Origin of the sequence: Ruegeria sp. HKCCE3926, from assembly GCF_017872515.1 — a bacterium.
Lineage (GTDB): Bacteria > Pseudomonadota > Alphaproteobacteria > Rhodobacterales > Rhodobacteraceae > Ruegeria.
The window spans coordinates 106,319-121,289 of record NZ_JAEDOU010000008.1 but is presented as its reverse complement, the minus strand read 5'-3'; the positions used below and the strand labels follow the sequence as shown (position 1 = coordinate 121,289).

The window sequence follows — 14,971 nt, the reverse complement described above, 5'->3', positions numbered from 1 at the left end:
TTACTGGGGACAAGTCGGGCTTTTTGCAACAGGGGGAGGCAAGTCGGTGTTTTCCCCGAATTTTCGACTCTGCCCTTCTATTATGCTACCATTCCAACAATTGAATGATTGCTGCCTTTTTTGTTGTTACGATTGAATTGGGGGATGCGCCATGACGCGCCTTGTACTTGTTACTTTCGCCGCACTCGGCTGGGCTTTTTACGTGATGAGCGGAGGTCCGGACTTTGAGCCGCGCGGGGTCCGCACAGCGGAGCCCGAGCGTGTTGCCATTGTCCCGAAACCTTCAAGACCAGCTATCGAACCCGCGCCCGCGGAAACGTTGGTCGTGCGCGCCGCGGTGAAGCCTCCGGCGCCGGTCGCACCGGTCACTGAACCTGTCGCCGAATTGGACGAAGCAGAAACCAAAGCGCTGTTGTCGCAAGTCGCGGCTGGTCTGAAGGCAAACCCCTCACTGTTCGCTGACGAAAACGTCACTCTGACCCTTGCGTCGCTGGAACAGGGTCTGGCCTCTCTCGAACAAGTCACCACCGACGCCGAGCTGCCAACGGTCGAACTGCCCGCCCCTGTTGAAGCCGCCAAGGATATCCGTGAAATTTCGGGAACCCGCGTGAACCTGCGCGATGGGCCGGGGACGATCTATCCGATCATCGGCAAAGCCAGGATCGGCCAGCAGGTTGAGGTATTTGGGGATTCAGGTACCGGCTGGTTGCGCCTGCGCGTGTTGCCGGGGCAACAGGTTGGGTGGGTTTCGGCATCACTCGTCCGGAAAACAACGAACTGACATCGAAGTGTCATTGCCCTGCCGCAAACCCCGCCATAGCTATGGGCGGGGATTAGGCTCGGAAGGCATATGCAGAAATCGATTCTTATCACGGGATGCTCGTCAGGCATCGGTCTGGACGCAGCACACGGGATGCGTGCACGAGGCTGGCGCGTTTTTGCATCCTGCCGCCAGCAACGCGACTGTGATCGCCTACGCGCACAAGGCTTTGAAAGCCCCAGAATCGATTACACTGATGCAGAGAGCATTACATTGGGTTTGTCCCACGTTCTCGAGGCTACAGGCGGCTCTCTGGATGCCCTTTTCAACAATGGCGCACATGGCTTGCCCGGCGCGGTTGAGGATGTTCCGACGGATGGCCTGCGCCATATATTTGAGACCAATGTCTTTGGCTGGCACGAGCTGACCCGACAGGTCATTCCCGTCATGCGGGAACAGGGTCATGGCCGGATTGTGCAGTGTTCCTCGGTTCTGGGTCTTGTCGCCTTCCCGTGGCGCGGCGCATATGTCGCCACGAAATACGCGATCGAAGGGCTGACCGACACGCTGCGGCTGGAACTTCGGGATACCGACATCCACGTCGCCCTGATCGAACCCGGCCCCATCACCTCAAAACTCCGGGAAAAGGCGATCCCATTGTTCGAGAAATACATCGACTGGGAAAACTCGGCCATTCGGGAGAAGTATGAAGGCTCACTGCTTAATCGCCTTTATGAAAGCAGTGGGCCAGACCGATTTGAATTGCCCGCCTCTGCCGTCACGGACAAGCTGGCCCATGCGGTCGAGGCCCGACGCCCCAAACCACGTTACTATGTGACCACTCCGACATATATCGCCGGGATACTGCGCCGCATTCTGCCTACAAACGCCTCTGATCGAATCCTTTCGGATATCTGAGACGATATTTCCCGTTCGCTTTTCGACGCCCTGACGCTAGATGGGTGGTAATCGAAAAAAACCGGACGGTGACTTCAAATGGACCTTGTGATGGTCATTCTGCTTCTGGCTATGGCGGCAGTTGTCGTAGTGCTGGCCTTAGGCATCGCGAATTTCGGCAAAGGCGGCATGGAAGCGGCCAAGAAAAGCAACAAGATGATGCGCCTGCGCATTCTCTTTCAGTTCATCGCCGTGTTGCTGATCGTGCTTTTCGTGTATCTGCGCGGACAGGGAGTTCAATAAATGGTCGTACTCAACAAAATCTACACACGCACTGGCGATGACGGGAAAACCGCCCTGGGCAACGGAGAGCGCGTGGCAAAATATTCGGGCCGCGTTGCAGCCTATGGCACCGTGGACGAACTGAACGCTTTTGTCGGCGTGGCACGGACCGAGGCCGAAGGTGATGTCGAAACCGCGCTGTCGCGCATTCAAAATGACCTGTTCGATCTGGGTGCCGACTTCTGTCGCCCCGACATGGAAAAAGACGCCGAGGCCGATTATCCCCCCCTACGCATCGTGCCTGCCCAGATCGACCGGCTGGAAGCCGAGATCGACGCAATGAACGAGACGCTGGAACCTCTGCGCAGTTTCATCCTGCCCGGTGGCTCGCGCTTGGCAGCACATCTGCATGTCTGCCGGACCGTTTCGCGCCGGGCGGAACGGCTTGCGGTCGAGCTGACGAATATGGAGCCCGTCAACGACGTGGCGGTCAAATACCTCAACCGTCTCAGCGACTGGTTCTTTGTTGCAGCACGCTGCGCAAACGCAAACGGCAAAGACGACGTGTTGTGGGTTCCGGGCGCGAACCGCTGATCGCGAAATACAGAGTCGCGGGTAATATTCTTTCGCCACTTGGCAAAAAAATTGCAAAACGCGACGTCCCGACGCCATGACGTGACGATTTTGCTCTGTTGTGCCACTGCGGCAGGCGCTATCTAGTCGGTCGAGAGCATTGGTGGAGTCGCCTGCGCGGCTTACCGTTTTTTTGAGGAGAAAGCGCTACAATGAAGGTACTGGTGCCTGTCAAACGCGTGATTGACTACAATGTGAAGGTCCGCGTGAAAGCGGACGGTAGCGGTGTTGATCTCGCCAATGTCAAAATGTCGATGAACCCGTTCGACGAGATTGCGGTGGAAGAAGCTATCCGCCTGAAAGAAGCCGGCAAGGCCGACGAGGTCGTTGCTGTTTCGATCGGCGTGAAGCAGGCGCAGGAGACGCTGCGCACGGCGCTGGCCATGGGGGCTGACCGCGCAATCCTGGTTGTGGCGACTGACGATGTACACACCGATATCGAGCCTCTGGCCGTTGCCAAGATCCTGGCCAAAGTGGTCGAAGAAGAGCAGCCCGGCATTGTTCTGGCAGGCAAGCAGGCGATCGACAACGACATGAACGCCACCGGCCAGATGCTGTCGGCGCTGTTGGGCTGGTCCCAGGGCACCTTCGCGTCCGAGCTGGACATCGAAGGCGACACCGCCAAGGTCACTCGCGAGGTCGATGGCGGCCTACAGACCATCAGCGTCAAGATGCCCGCCATCATCACCGTCGACCTGCGTCTGAACGAGCCGCGCTATGCCTCGCTGCCCAACATCATGAAGGCGAAGAAAAAGCCGCTGGACGAGAAAACCGCCGCCGATTACGGCGTCGACGTCACCCCGCGTCTGGAAATCGTCAAGACCGAAGAGCCGCCGGCGCGCGCGGCGGGCATCATCGTGGGCTCGGTTGACGAGCTGGTCGAGAAACTCAAAGAAGCGGGGGCTGTGTAATGGCTGTACTTCTGCTTGCCGAAGTGAACAACGGCGAATTGGCGATGGATGCGACCGCAAAGGCCGTGACCGCCGCGAAAGTGCTGGGCGACGTGACCGTTCTGGCCGCAGGCGGGTCTGCCGCTGCTGCCGGTGAGGCCGCTGCCAAGATCGACGGCGTATCCAAGGTTCTGGTCGCCGAAGACGCATCGCTGGGCCACCGCCTGGCGGAATCGACCGCAGCCCTGATCGTGGGCCTGTCCGATGGGTATGAGCACATCGTTGCCCCTGCCACCACCGACGCCAAGAACGTGATGCCGCGCGTTGCAGCGCTGCTGGACGTGATGGTGATCTCGGATGCCTCGGGCGTGGTCGATGGCTCTACGTTTGAGCGCCCAATCTATGCGGGCAACGCGATCCAGACCGTGAAGTCGAACGACGCCAAGAAGGTCGTCACCATCCGGACCGCCAGCTTTGACGCTGCCGGCGAAGGTGGTTCGGCCGCGGTCGAGACCGTGTCGGTCGGCGAGAACCCCGGCCTGTCGTCCTGGGTTGAGGACAAGGTTGCCGAAAGCGACCGTCCAGAGCTGACCTCGGCCGGCGTTGTTGTTTCGGGCGGCCGCGGTGTCGGCTCGGAAGAAGACTTCAAACTGATCGAAGCCCTGGCTGACAAGCTGGGCGCTGCGGTTGGTGCGTCGCGTGCGGCCGTTGACTCGGGCTATGCGCCGAACGACTGGCAGGTGGGTCAGACCGGCAAGGTTGTTGCCCCAGATCTGTATGTCGCCGTCGGTATTTCGGGCGCGATCCAGCACCTGGCCGGCATGAAGGACTCGAAGGTCATCGTGGCGATCAACAAGGACGAAGAGGCGCCGATCTTCCAGGTCGCCGATTTCGGCCTGGTCGCAGACCTGTTCCAGGCGGTACCGGAACTGACCGAAAAGCTCGGCTGAACCGGATATCCGGATTGATCTGTAAAGGCCCGCCAACAGGCGGGCCTTTTTCAGTTCAGGTTCCGCAAGGCGATTAGCAGGTGTTCGGCAATTTCTCGATGCGCGGACGGGCCGATCATATGTTCCGCAATTGGCTGCTGAAGCGTTCCGAACATTACGTCTTCGAGAGCATCCGATCGCGCAGATACAGCGACCGAAACCTCGACGACATCTGCGCATAGCGGGCGTAGCTGTTCGATCATGGCGGCGTCGGGCACGATATGGTCGACATGCGATCCGGTTTGCCGCTGCACATGCAGCCAAAGCAGAACCACGCCGGGTTCGATCCGTTCTATCAAGTCCCCGGTGGCGCGTATCCAGACCTCTCGCAGCTCCTGCGTTACGACTTCAAATCGTGCGTCTTCTGTTGCGCTCAGCTGCTCCAACAAATGGCGCACAAAATGGATTTCCGTGAAGTCAACATCCGGGTACAGCCCCAGCAAGTCCGCGGTGGGTTCAAGGAACCGATCGTTGCGACGCGGGTGCACGCGGTAAAACCGGTTCGATTGACGCAGAAGATCGGGCACCTGCAACACGCACAGGTCTGACTGATTGACCAGATTCAGCACCCCCGGATCAGTGGACAACGCTTCGATTCCGCAAAACAGGCTGCCGAAGTTTACGCATGGCTTTCCCAATCGCTTCTCAAGCACGGCAGGAAACGGGTAATCGACGAATCTGCCGAAAGTTTCCTCTCCTCCCAGACAGGCCACATAGGGCTGGTTCAACGTGCCGGGTGGACCCCGGAACCAAAGTTTCGAGTTGGCATATTGGCAGGCAGACTCCCCGCCGCTGTTTGTCTGATGAAAGCTCATATCAAGCCCCCGTTTTCTCACCCGGTGCCATCTTGCGGCCTTAGGTATTGAGATTTTCCTAATGCGCGCATTTGAAGCGAAATTGACCGCCTTGATCCTCTTGCCGCCTGCCCCGGTCTGCCGATACTGTCGCGGTATCCTACAGGGCAAAGGCAGCTGAACATGGAAGTTAAATCGGTCGGGGTGATTGGCGCGGGGCAAATGGGCAACGGCATTGCCCATGTTATGGCGTTGGCGGGATACGACGTCTTGCTGAACGATGTCAGCCAGGATGCTCTGGACAACGCCATTGCCACAATCGAAGGTAACCTGGCGCGGCAGGCGTCGCGTGGCAAAATCACCGAAGAGGCGATGAAGGCTGCACTGAAACGGATTACGACCACGCTTGAGTTGCCGAAACTGGGCCAAACCGATCTGGTTATCGAGGCAGCAACCGAGCGGGAAACGATCAAGCAGGCGATTTTCGAGGACCTGCAACCGCACCTGCTGCCGCATACGATTCTGACGTCAAATACATCCTCGATTTCCATCACCCGCCTGGCAAGCCGCACGGATCGGCCCGAACGGTTCATGGGTTTTCATTTCATGAACCCTGTCCCTGTTATGCAGCTGGTGGAATTGATCCGCGGCATCGCCACGGATGAAGAAACTTTCAAGGCCTGCAAAGCGGTGGTGGATCGGTTGGGCAAAACGGCGGCCAGCGCCGAGGACTTTCCGGCCTTTATCGTGAACCGGATCCTGATGCCCATGATCAACGAGGCTGTCTACACACTCTATGAAGGTGTGGGGAACGTTCAATCCATCGACCAGTCCATGAAACTTGGGGCGAATCATCCCATGGGCCCGCTGGAATTGGCGGACTTCATCGGGTTGGATACCTGTCTGGCGATCATGAACGTGTTGCATGACGGGTTGGCCGATACCAAATACCGCCCATGCCCCCTGCTGACGAAATATGTCGAGGCCGGGTGGCTCGGGCGCAAGACCGAGCGCGGCTTTTATGATTACCGTGGTGATGTTCCGGTACCGACACGCTGAAGGGGGCCAACCCCCTCGCCCGGACTTTGTCCGGGCTCACCCCCGGGATATTTTTGGCCAGATGAAGACGCGGGTCAGGTCTGTTCCGACTTGCCCAGAGACATGGTGTGATTTCTGAGCCAGGCCATGAAACCGCGCGGGTCGCGTTCCAGTAGTTCCATGTCGCGGTCTGAAATCGGTTGGCCGATCACCGGCGACTGAGGTTTGTTGCAGGATCGGACGATCTCGTGCAGCAACAATCCCTGCCGGAGAATTGCAGAGACACGGTTGGCGATCTGATACCAGCGCGAATTGCTGCCCGGAAAGAAAATCGGCACCACACGCGCGCCTGAACGGCGGATCATCTTGGCGGTGAACACGTTCCATTCCCGCTCGATCGCAGGCCCGAACCAATCATCCGAGGACATCACAACACCGGATGGGAACAGCGCCACAACGCCGCCGTTTTTAAGATGTTCCATGGCTTTGCCGCGCATTTCCAGCATCTTGGCCTGCGCCTCGGGGTCATGTGGGAACGGAACCGGAATCATGAATGACGTGGCCGCTTCGTCCAGCCCTGTCAGGACCGAACGGGTCAGGATGCGGTAATCGCTGCGTACCCGGCCGATCAGTTCTGCCAAAATCATGCCATCGACCATACCGTGCGGGTGGTTCGCGACAACAACAACCGGGCCGGTCTTGGGAATGCGGTCAATCTGTTCCTGCGGTGTGGTCAGGTCGATTCCCATAGTCTTGAGGGCACCGCCCCAGAACCGCTGGCCGCGATAGTATTCGTTCTTTTTTTCGAACTTGTTGACCATGCGCAAAATGGTCAGCTTGCCTGTGCACCACTCGATGGCCCGAATGGCGGTCGCTGTCCAGGCATCGTCGAATGAATTCGCATAGGTCAGCGTTCTACGGTCGTAGATCTCACCCTGATCTGTGGTCCCATCCACCACCGGGTTTGTCTTGGTCTCGTGCGTCGTTTCCGCCAATTCCTGGTCTTCCCGTTCTTCCTGTCCCGGCGGGGTGGCTTAGAACCCCTCTCCGAACTTGTCGTTCACAAGCGTTTCCAGAGCTTCTGCCAATGCCTCAGCATCCGGCCCGGACGTCTCGACGTCAATAGTTGTTCCGCGCGATGCTGCCAACATCAAAAGGCCCATGATGCTGTCGCCCGATGCAGAAAGTCCGTCTTTTGACACCTCGGCATGTGCATCAAACCCCTCGACAACCTCAACCAGCTTTGCCGAGGCGCGTGCATGCAGGCCCTTTTCATTGATAATTTTCAGGCTTCGGCTCGTCATATTCAATAATCCGTTTTTAATCCAATGTCACATTCTGCGCATTGATGTACTTCCGTCCAGCCTCCATTGCCTGACGGACGGCATCACCAATGGGCAAGTGGCGACTTTTGGCCAATTTGATCAGCATCGGCAGGTTTGCCCCATACAGAATACGCCGATCCTGAGGCGCGCAGGCACGCAGGCTGAGATTCGAGGGGCTTCCGCCAAAGAGGTCGGTGACAACAACGACACCATCTCCGGTGTCCACTTCGTCCGCGGCACGGCAGATTTCGGCCTGTTTTTCGTCCCGATCATGGTCAGCCTCGATCGCGACCGCCACGAGGCTGGCTTGTGGTCCGACCACGTGTTGTGTGGCGGCCAGGTATTCCTGAGCCAACCCACCATGTGCAACGATCACAATTCCGATCAATCCGACCTCACATTCAACGACCGACGTTCCATCTCGCGATGCCTAATTGCCACCTGCTGCCCGTCTTCCGCAAGGGCCTTTGCAACGGCCTCTGCCAGGGCAACTGATCTGTGCTGGCCCCCTGTGCACCCAAACGCCACGGAAAGATGCGCTTTGCCCTCGGCCCGAAAAGCCGGCAGCAACAGGGTCAGCAAGTCCAGCACACGTTCAAAAAACGGTAAGTAGTTAGCGTCTGACTGCACATAGTGCGCAACGTCAGGGTTTCGACCATCCGCTGCGCGAAATTCCGGGCACCAGTACGGATTCGCCAGAAATCTGCAATCGAACACCATGTCCAATCCGCGCGGCAGACCGCGTTTGTAAGAAAAGGATTCGATGGAAACCGCCAGATGCCGCCCGCCTTGCGGGGCGAACCAGTTCTCGACCTCTTCCCGCAGTTGATGCACGTTCAGAAGGCTGGTGTCGATCAGTGTATCCGCAATCTCACGTATCGGCGCCAGCAGCTCTTTTTCGCGCTGAACGCCGGTTTCCGGGCTGGCATTCTTGGCGACGGGATGCCGCCTTCGGGTTTCTGAAAACCTACGCACCAGAACATCATCACTGCAATCCAGATACAGAACCGTCAGATCGACCTGCGCCAAGCGGCCCAGCTTTTCAGCCAATTCTATGAAACCGATCGTCGAAAAATCACGGTTGCGGGCATCTATACCCAAAGCCATCGGACGGTCGCTGTCAGCACTGTCGAGCAAGCGCGACAAAAGACCCATCGGCAGATTGTCGATGGCTTCAAAGCCCAGATCTTCCAACACATGAATGGCTGTGGATCTGCCTGCCCCAGAGGGCCCCGTGACAAGTACGATCCGTCTTTGCGATGTCATGTGTTCGGCCATTCCGGGTTTACGTGCCCATTTCCTAGAAGCTGCATCATCGCTACAGCCAAGTTGGGCACGCCTTCACCCCGAAGCAAGGGAACAGTTTGCCTCAGCACGGAAACCGTCAAAGGGTCGGGCAGACGCTCGGGCTCAGGCTGATCCAGATCCACCACGTAATCCAGCGGAACCGGACCACTGGGTTCGGCTTTGATCAGGCCAATTTGGCGCGCCTCGATCAAACCGCGGATCTGCGATACGGCCGAAGCGATCACCCGATTCTGCTGCATCTCTAGATTGACTCGGTCATCGGCGACCAGTTTCGCGCCGAACGCCATCATTTGCAACGCCAGCCCGGACTTCCCTGTGCCGGACGCACCGATGATCAAAAGCCCGCGTCCGGCAACCGAAACGCAGGAGGCATGAACACAGGCGCTGTCCTGATCTTTCGCGAGTGACAACGAATCAATATGCATGGATTTAGACGGGCAACCCCACGACAAAGCGGGCACCCAGCGGATCCGATGTGATATCGGCCTCTGTCGGGCGGATGTTCTCAGCCCAGATCACCCCGCCATGCGCTTCGACAATCTGCTTGGAGATCGCCAAGCCGAGACCCGAGTTATTGCCGAAATGTTCCGCCGGACGCTGCGAGTAGAAACGCTTGAACACTTTGGTAAGCGCCTGTTCGGGAATCCCCGGGCCAGTGTCTTCGACAACCACCAGCACGCGGTTGTCCCGCTGCCGGACCCAAACGCGAATTGCGTCATTTTCCTCGCAGAACGAAATGGCGTTGGTGATCAGATTGACAAAGACCTGCGCAAGACGCGCTTCCAGCCCGTTGATCACAATTGGCTCAGAGGGCAGATCCGTAATGTAATCGATGCCCTTGGAGCGTGCATCTTCACCCAGATACTGGCCGAGATTGCCCAGCAGCTTAAGCAGGTCAAAGGGCTGCTCTTCTTCCTTGACCAGTTCCGCATCCAGACGCGACGCATTTGATATGTCGCTGACCAGCCGGTCCAGACGCCGTACGTCATGCTCGATCACGTCCAGCAGCTTGTCGCGCTGATCCTCGCGCTTGACCATCCGCAGCGTTCCCACGGCGGATTGCAGGCTGGCCAGCGGGTTTTTGATTTCATGGGCGACATCGGCGGCAAACTGTTCGTTTGCGTCGATCCGGTTGTAGAGCGCGGTCACCATACCCCGCAAAGCGCGGCTGAGACGTCCGATTTCATCAGGACGGGCGCTGAGGTCGGGAATGCGGATGCGCCCGGGATTGACACCCGTGCCCCGGTCTTTGCCCATCTCTGCCGCGGATGCCAGATCGGCCAGCGGGTTCGCAATGGTCGAGGCCAGGACAAGGCTGAGGCCCACGGAAACCAGCAGGGCCACGACAAACATCTGAAGAATGCGCTCCTGCTCGCGGCGGGCAAGCGCGTCGATTTCACCAGCTGGGCCGGTAATCGCCACCGCGCCGGCGGGTACATCCTGATAAAGAACTGGTGCCGCAGCCACGATGACCGTCTCACCCGCGCCATCTTGTACCGCCTGCACCTGGCTTTGACCGGCAATCGCTTGTGGAATAATGGTCTGAACACGCTGCGCCAGCGTCGGTGCCTCGGTGTCAGTCGACCAGTTCAGCAGGTTTGACAAACCCGTCCAAACGGCATTCAGCGTGTCGCTGATCACCGTACTGCCGGTCTGCATCTCGGCCTCGGATTGCAGAAGAACCGGCATGTCAGAGGCTTGCGGGGCACCACGTGTCCAGCCGATCAGCGTGCCACTGGCGTCATAAACAAAAACCTCGCCCCCTTCGGGTAAGGTGAGGCCAGACAGGGTATCCTTGACGTCCAGGTTCCCGGCATTCTGCCCGGATTGCTGTGCGCCCTGACGCAACTGGGTTTCAAAAACGTTGCTGACAAGTTGCGCATCGCCCAGAAGATTGCGGGCAGTCTGCTGAACCTTCTCTTTTCGCGAGTCGTCCAGATACAACAACCCAGTGACCAGGATCACCAGAGCGATCAGGTTGAACGTGATGATTTTGCGCGCCAGAGGAGAACCACGCAGCGAAAACAGGTTTCTCCGCGATCGCTTTTCCCTTAGCTCCGCTGACTCGGGGTCCTGGGGAATGACCCAGTCATCCCCAAGAACGACGTCACCGTCGCGCAATTCGCTGGCTTGTTCGGTGTCGCGCACGAGACCCCATTACCTCTTGCAGGCGGCCGCGCCTATTCTTCGTTGTAACGGTAACCGATACCATACAAGGTTTCGATCGCCGAGAACTCGGGATCAGCCGCGCGCATCTTTTTCCGCAGACGCTTTATGTGGCTGTCGATCGTCCGGTCATCCACATAGACCTGATCATCATAGGCGACATCCATCAGCTGGTCGCGGCTTTTGACGAATCCCGGACGTTGGGCCAGCGCCTGAAGCAGCAGGAACTCGGTCACGGTCAGGGACACATCATTACCTTTCCAGCTGACCGCATGGCGCAGCGGGTCCATCCGCAAGTCGCCGCGCTCCATGACTTTGGTGTCATTGCTGTTGGATGCGACCGCATCGCCGCTTGTCGCCTCTTGCCGGCGCAGCAAGGCCCGAATGCGTTCGACCAGCAGACGCTGCGAAAAAGGTTTCTTTACATAGTCATCCGCGCCCATGCGCAGGCCCAAAACCTCGTCGATCTCATCGTCTTTCGAGGTCAGAAAGATCACCGGCATCTGCGTCTTCTGACGCAGCCGTTGCAACAGATCCATGCCGTCCATCCGCGGCATCTTAATATCAAGAACAGCCATGTCCGGCAGTTTCTTGTTGAACGCATCCAACGCGGCCTGGCCATCATTATATGTTTCAACCTCGAAACCTTCGGCTTCGAGGGTCATGGATACAGACGTCAGAATGTTTCTATCGTCATCCACAAGTGCAATCTTTGACATCGGGCTCACCCCTATTCCTGCTCACTCGCGCAATAATTCGCTTATTTGTAAGGCATTGTTGGCGGTTTTAAGACGCCGAATCAATCCGTAACTGCGAATCATGCCTTTGTTGCGGCAGGTCTGCGGCAAATTTGCCTTTATGCCCGCAAAAATCTGCCCGCTTTTCCGACATTGAATTTCTGATGGCGCTAAACCCGGACTTGGTTGCGCTAACTGCGTCAAACCCGCCTGTTCATGCCATGAACGACCGTGATAAGACGCGCTCAGCCGCCGGTTTTCCCGGCTCACTGCCCCAAAGGCGCAACGGCCAACGACCTTCGCGCCGCCACAGGAGAAGACACACATGACATCTGGACGGGTTAACCCGCAATTCCGCCTCGAAGATCAGGGCATCGAGGGTCTGGGCAATGTCTATTACAACTTCATGGAGCCGGCGCTGATCGAAGAGGCGCTGAAGCGCGGCGAAGGCACACTTGGCAATGGTGGAGCGTTCCTGGTTACCACAGGCAAGTTCACCGGCCGGTCGCCAAAGGACAAACACGTCGTCAAGACCGACACCGTTGCCGACACCATCTGGTGGGAAAACAATGCCGAAATGAGCCCCGAGGGCTTTGACGCGCTGTACGAAGACATGCTGGCTCACATGAAGGGCCGCGATTATTTCGTGCAGGACCTCGTCGGTGGTGCGGACCCGGCTTACGCAATCAATGTACGAATGGTTACCGAGCTGGCGTGGCACAACCTGTTCATCCGCCACCTTCTGCGTCGCCCGGACCGCGAAGATCTGGATGAGTTCACGGCCGATTTCACTGTCATCAACTGCCCCAGCTTTCAGGCCGACCCGGCAAAGCATGGCTGCCGCAGCGAGACTGTGATTGCGATGAACTTCGACCGCAAACTGATCCTGATCGGCGGCACTGAATATGCCGGTGAAAACAAGAAGTCCGTTTTCACCCTGCTGAACTACATGCTTCCTGAAAAAGGCGTGATGCCGATGCACTGCTCGGCCAACCATGCTGTTGGCAACCCGGTCGATACGGCCGTGTTCTTTGGCCTGTCCGGCACCGGAAAGACCACCTTGTCCGCAGATCCTTCGCGCATACTGATCGGGGATGACGAGCACGGCTGGTCCGATCGCGGCACCTTCAACTTCGAAGGCGGTTGCTATGCCAAGACCATTAACCTGAATGCCGAGGCAGAGCCGGAAATCTATGCCACCACTTCGAAGTTCGGAACCGTGATCGAAAACATGGTCTTCGACCCCGAAACCAAGGAACTGGATTTCGACGATGACTCGCTGACCGCCAACATGCGCTGCGCCTATCCGCTTGAATATATCTCGAACGCATCCAAAAGCGCACTGGGTGGTCACCCGAAGAATATTATCATGCTGACCTGCGACGCGTTTGGCGTTCTGCCTCCGATCGCGCGGCTGACGCCGGCACAGGCCATGTATCACTTCCTGTCGGGTTTCACGTCAAAAGTCGCCGGGACCGAACGCGGCATCACCGAGCCGCAGCCGACATTCTCGACCTGTTTCGGCGCGCCGTTCATGCCCCGTCGCCCTGAGGAATACGGCAACCTGCTGCGGGACAAGATCGCCCAGCACGGCGCGACCTGCTGGCTTGTGAACACCGGCTGGACCGGCGGCGCCTATGGCGTGGGCAGCCGGATGCCGATCCGCGCGACACGCGCCTTGCTGACCGCCGCTCTGGAAGGGTCCCTGCGCGACGCCGAGTTCCGCAAGGATGCCAATTTCGGCTTTGACGTTCCAGTCTCTGTCCCGGGGGTTGCCGAAGTTCTGCTGGACCCGCGCCGTACCTGGGACGATCAGGCAGCCTTTGACAAACAGGCCGAAAAACTAGTGCAGATGTTTGCCGAGAACTTTGAACAATATCTGCCCTTCATCGATGACGACATCAAAGCCGTCGCAATCGGATAAATCAGGAAAAGGGGCCACAGCGCCCCTTTTTTACTACACTCACTGTGCTTCTCCCTAAGGTTGTTTGTCGCAAAAAGCACATACAATTGCGTTGTTTCAAAATGAAATTTGCGCTAGCCCTGATAATCGCTGAGACGAAAAAACCCGGCACTTTTGCGCCGGGCACTGACTGAAATTAGATTGGGGGTCGCTCATGTGCGCACACTCACAACGCTGGATTGAGCAACCTAATCAGTCACCTAGTCTAAGTAAATGGGGATGAGTGTCAACACGAGACCTGCTGACTTGCGCGTCATTCAGCATGGCTCAAACAGTCGCAATTAGGCGGCAAATGACACGGCAAACGATAGGTAACATTATGACTGAGATCTCGAAACTCACCGAACTGCGCAAATTGATGCAAAGCATGGAGCGCACTTTAGGCCTGGAAAAACTATCTCCGGTTGAACGCGACATCTACTATGCCGCCGAAGAGCTTTCCAAGTCCGATCAGGAAGTGCGCACATTCGGCCTGATCGAGCACACGTTGGTTCAAAGTGTTTCGCGCCCAACATTCTTTCGCGCACTGAAGTCGCTGGTCGAAAAAGGCTATCTTTCTCAAAGCGGCAGCGCCAACCGGGGACGGTATATCGTTCATGCACCCAAATGATGCGATCCACCCGCGCAAGAGGCCGTGATTACTTTGCGCGGGTGGGCTACTGAAACGCTTCTGGCCTCATTGGCCTATGTGCTGGCGTCGTTCCTTACATTCGCCGTCCTCATGCCGTTGCAGAACGTGTTTTTCCCGGAATACCCAAGCAGGGCGAGCCTGTTGTTTCTGCCGCATGGCGTGCGGGTTCTGTCGGCGTGGCTGTTGGGGTGGCGCGCCGTTTTCGCATTGTTGCCCGGCGTGTTCATCGTTTTTGCCTATTTGGGTCAAACGGATGTGTTCCTGCCCAGCCGCCTGATGGCCATGGCGATTGCGGTTCTGACGGCCCCGATCGTGTTCTATCTTCTCAAGGCAATCGGGTGGGATCTGTTTCCCCGTCCGGATCGCAAACCCTGTTGGATATGTGTGATGGGCATCGGAATCGTAACGTCCTTCCTTGTCTCCGGGTTGACCAACCTGGCTTTTGGCAGTGCGACGGTGGAATATATCGCATTCCTGATCGGCGATATCTCGGGTTTGTTCTTTCTGATGCTGGGCCTGTATTTTGCTTTCCGGTTTGCCGACAAGCGCTCGGGCTGA

Annotated in this window: 18 protein-coding genes; 10 read left to right on the top strand and 8 right to left on the bottom strand. The window is 57.7% G+C overall.

The window, feature by feature from the left end; genetic code table 11:
- Nucleotides 1-151: 151 nt before the first annotated feature.
- The 6 genes from I9184_RS17685 to I9184_RS17660 all read left to right on the top strand — a co-directional run bounded on the left by I9184_RS17685 (nt 152) and on the right by I9184_RS17660 (nt 4,412).
- Nucleotides 152-781, top strand: coding sequence for an SH3 domain-containing protein (locus I9184_RS17685; protein WP_245218198.1), 630 nt, complete (start codon nt 152-154; stop codon nt 779-781).
- Between the two features lie 69 nt (nt 782-850).
- Entirely contained in the window at nt 851-1,678 is an 828-nt protein-coding gene (locus tag I9184_RS17680; protein ID WP_209835303.1) for an SDR family NAD(P)-dependent oxidoreductase, read from the top strand.
- A gap of 78 nt (nt 1,679-1,756) precedes the next feature.
- A complete protein-coding gene (locus I9184_RS17675; protein ID WP_152457110.1) occupies nt 1,757-1,960 on the top strand; it encodes a twin transmembrane helix small protein in 204 nt (67 codons plus the stop codon).
- Complete coding sequence (locus I9184_RS17670; protein ID WP_152457109.1) at nt 1,961-2,533, top strand: cob(I)yrinic acid a,c-diamide adenosyltransferase; 573 nt, start codon at nt 1,961-1,963, stop codon at nt 2,531-2,533. It abuts the gene before it with no gap.
- Between the two features lie 191 nt (nt 2,534-2,724).
- Nucleotides 2,725-3,483 carry an electron transfer flavoprotein subunit beta/FixA family protein gene (locus tag I9184_RS17665; RefSeq protein WP_171637528.1) on the top strand — a complete coding sequence of 253 codons (759 nt, stop codon included), beginning with the start codon at nt 2,725-2,727 and terminating at the stop codon, nt 3,481-3,483.
- Nucleotides 3,483-4,412, top strand: a complete 930-nt coding sequence (locus tag I9184_RS17660) for an FAD-binding protein (RefSeq protein ID WP_209835302.1) — start codon at nt 3,483-3,485, stop codon at nt 4,410-4,412. Before I9184_RS17665 ends, I9184_RS17660 begins: the two co-directional genes overlap by 1 nt.
- A gap of 50 nt (nt 4,413-4,462) precedes the next feature.
- Here I9184_RS17660 and I9184_RS17655 read toward each other — a convergent pair whose 3' ends face one another.
- Nucleotides 4,463-5,266, bottom strand: a complete 804-nt coding sequence (locus I9184_RS17655; RefSeq protein WP_245218197.1) for a DUF6473 family protein — start codon at nt 5,264-5,266, stop codon at nt 4,463-4,465.
- A gap of 162 nt (nt 5,267-5,428) precedes the next feature.
- Between I9184_RS17655 and I9184_RS17650 the strand changes: the two genes are divergently transcribed.
- Entirely contained in the window at nt 5,429-6,304 is an 876-nt protein-coding gene (locus tag I9184_RS17650) for a 3-hydroxybutyryl-CoA dehydrogenase (RefSeq protein WP_209835301.1), read from the top strand.
- Nucleotides 6,305-6,378: 74 nt separating this feature from the next.
- Here I9184_RS17650 and I9184_RS17645 read toward each other — a convergent pair whose 3' ends face one another.
- Genes I9184_RS17645 through I9184_RS17615 form a run of 7 tightly spaced genes read right to left on the bottom strand, consistent with a single transcriptional unit; the run spans nt 6,379 to nt 11,801 of the window.
- Nucleotides 6,379-7,278, bottom strand: coding sequence for a lysophospholipid acyltransferase family protein (locus tag I9184_RS17645; RefSeq protein WP_209835300.1), 900 nt, complete (start codon nt 7,276-7,278; stop codon nt 6,379-6,381).
- A gap of 39 nt (nt 7,279-7,317) precedes the next feature.
- On the bottom strand, nt 7,318-7,587 hold the full coding sequence (locus tag I9184_RS17640) for an HPr family phosphocarrier protein (protein WP_152457104.1): 270 nt from the start codon (nt 7,585-7,587) through the stop codon (nt 7,318-7,320).
- Between the two features lie 16 nt (nt 7,588-7,603).
- Nucleotides 7,604-7,996, bottom strand: a complete 393-nt coding sequence (locus I9184_RS17635; RefSeq protein WP_152457103.1) for a PTS fructose transporter subunit IIA — start codon at nt 7,994-7,996, stop codon at nt 7,604-7,606.
- Nucleotides 7,993-8,874, bottom strand: coding sequence for an RNase adapter RapZ (gene rapZ / locus I9184_RS17630; RefSeq protein ID WP_209835299.1), 882 nt, complete (start codon nt 8,872-8,874; stop codon nt 7,993-7,995). Before rapZ ends, I9184_RS17635 begins: the two co-directional genes overlap by 4 nt.
- A complete protein-coding gene (locus tag I9184_RS17625; RefSeq protein WP_209835298.1) occupies nt 8,871-9,341 on the bottom strand; it encodes an HPr kinase/phosphatase C-terminal domain-containing protein in 471 nt (156 codons plus the stop codon). The genes rapZ and I9184_RS17625 overlap by 4 nt, the downstream gene beginning before the upstream one ends.
- Before the next feature lie 4 nt (nt 9,342-9,345).
- Nucleotides 9,346-11,064 carry a sensor histidine kinase gene (locus I9184_RS17620; RefSeq protein WP_171724862.1) on the bottom strand — a complete coding sequence of 573 codons (1,719 nt, stop codon included), beginning with the start codon at nt 11,062-11,064 and terminating at the stop codon, nt 9,346-9,348.
- A 32-nt stretch (nt 11,065-11,096) separates the two neighbouring features.
- Complete coding sequence (locus I9184_RS17615) at nt 11,097-11,801, bottom strand: response regulator transcription factor (protein WP_171169148.1); 705 nt, start codon at nt 11,799-11,801, stop codon at nt 11,097-11,099.
- A 343-nt stretch (nt 11,802-12,144) separates the two neighbouring features.
- Here I9184_RS17615 and I9184_RS17610 point away from each other — a divergent pair, with 343 nt between their 5' ends.
- From I9184_RS17610 to I9184_RS17600, 3 genes are all read left to right on the top strand, one after another.
- Nucleotides 12,145-13,743 (top strand): phosphoenolpyruvate carboxykinase, encoded by a 1,599-nt coding sequence (locus I9184_RS17610; RefSeq protein ID WP_209835297.1) that lies wholly within the window; start codon nt 12,145-12,147, stop codon nt 13,741-13,743.
- A gap of 358 nt (nt 13,744-14,101) precedes the next feature.
- Nucleotides 14,102-14,392, top strand: coding sequence for a hypothetical protein (locus I9184_RS17605; protein WP_152457096.1), 291 nt, complete (start codon nt 14,102-14,104; stop codon nt 14,390-14,392).
- 24 nt (nt 14,393-14,416) lie between these two features.
- Nucleotides 14,417-14,971, top strand: a complete 555-nt coding sequence (locus I9184_RS17600; protein ID WP_348539545.1) for a hypothetical protein — start codon at nt 14,417-14,419, stop codon at nt 14,969-14,971.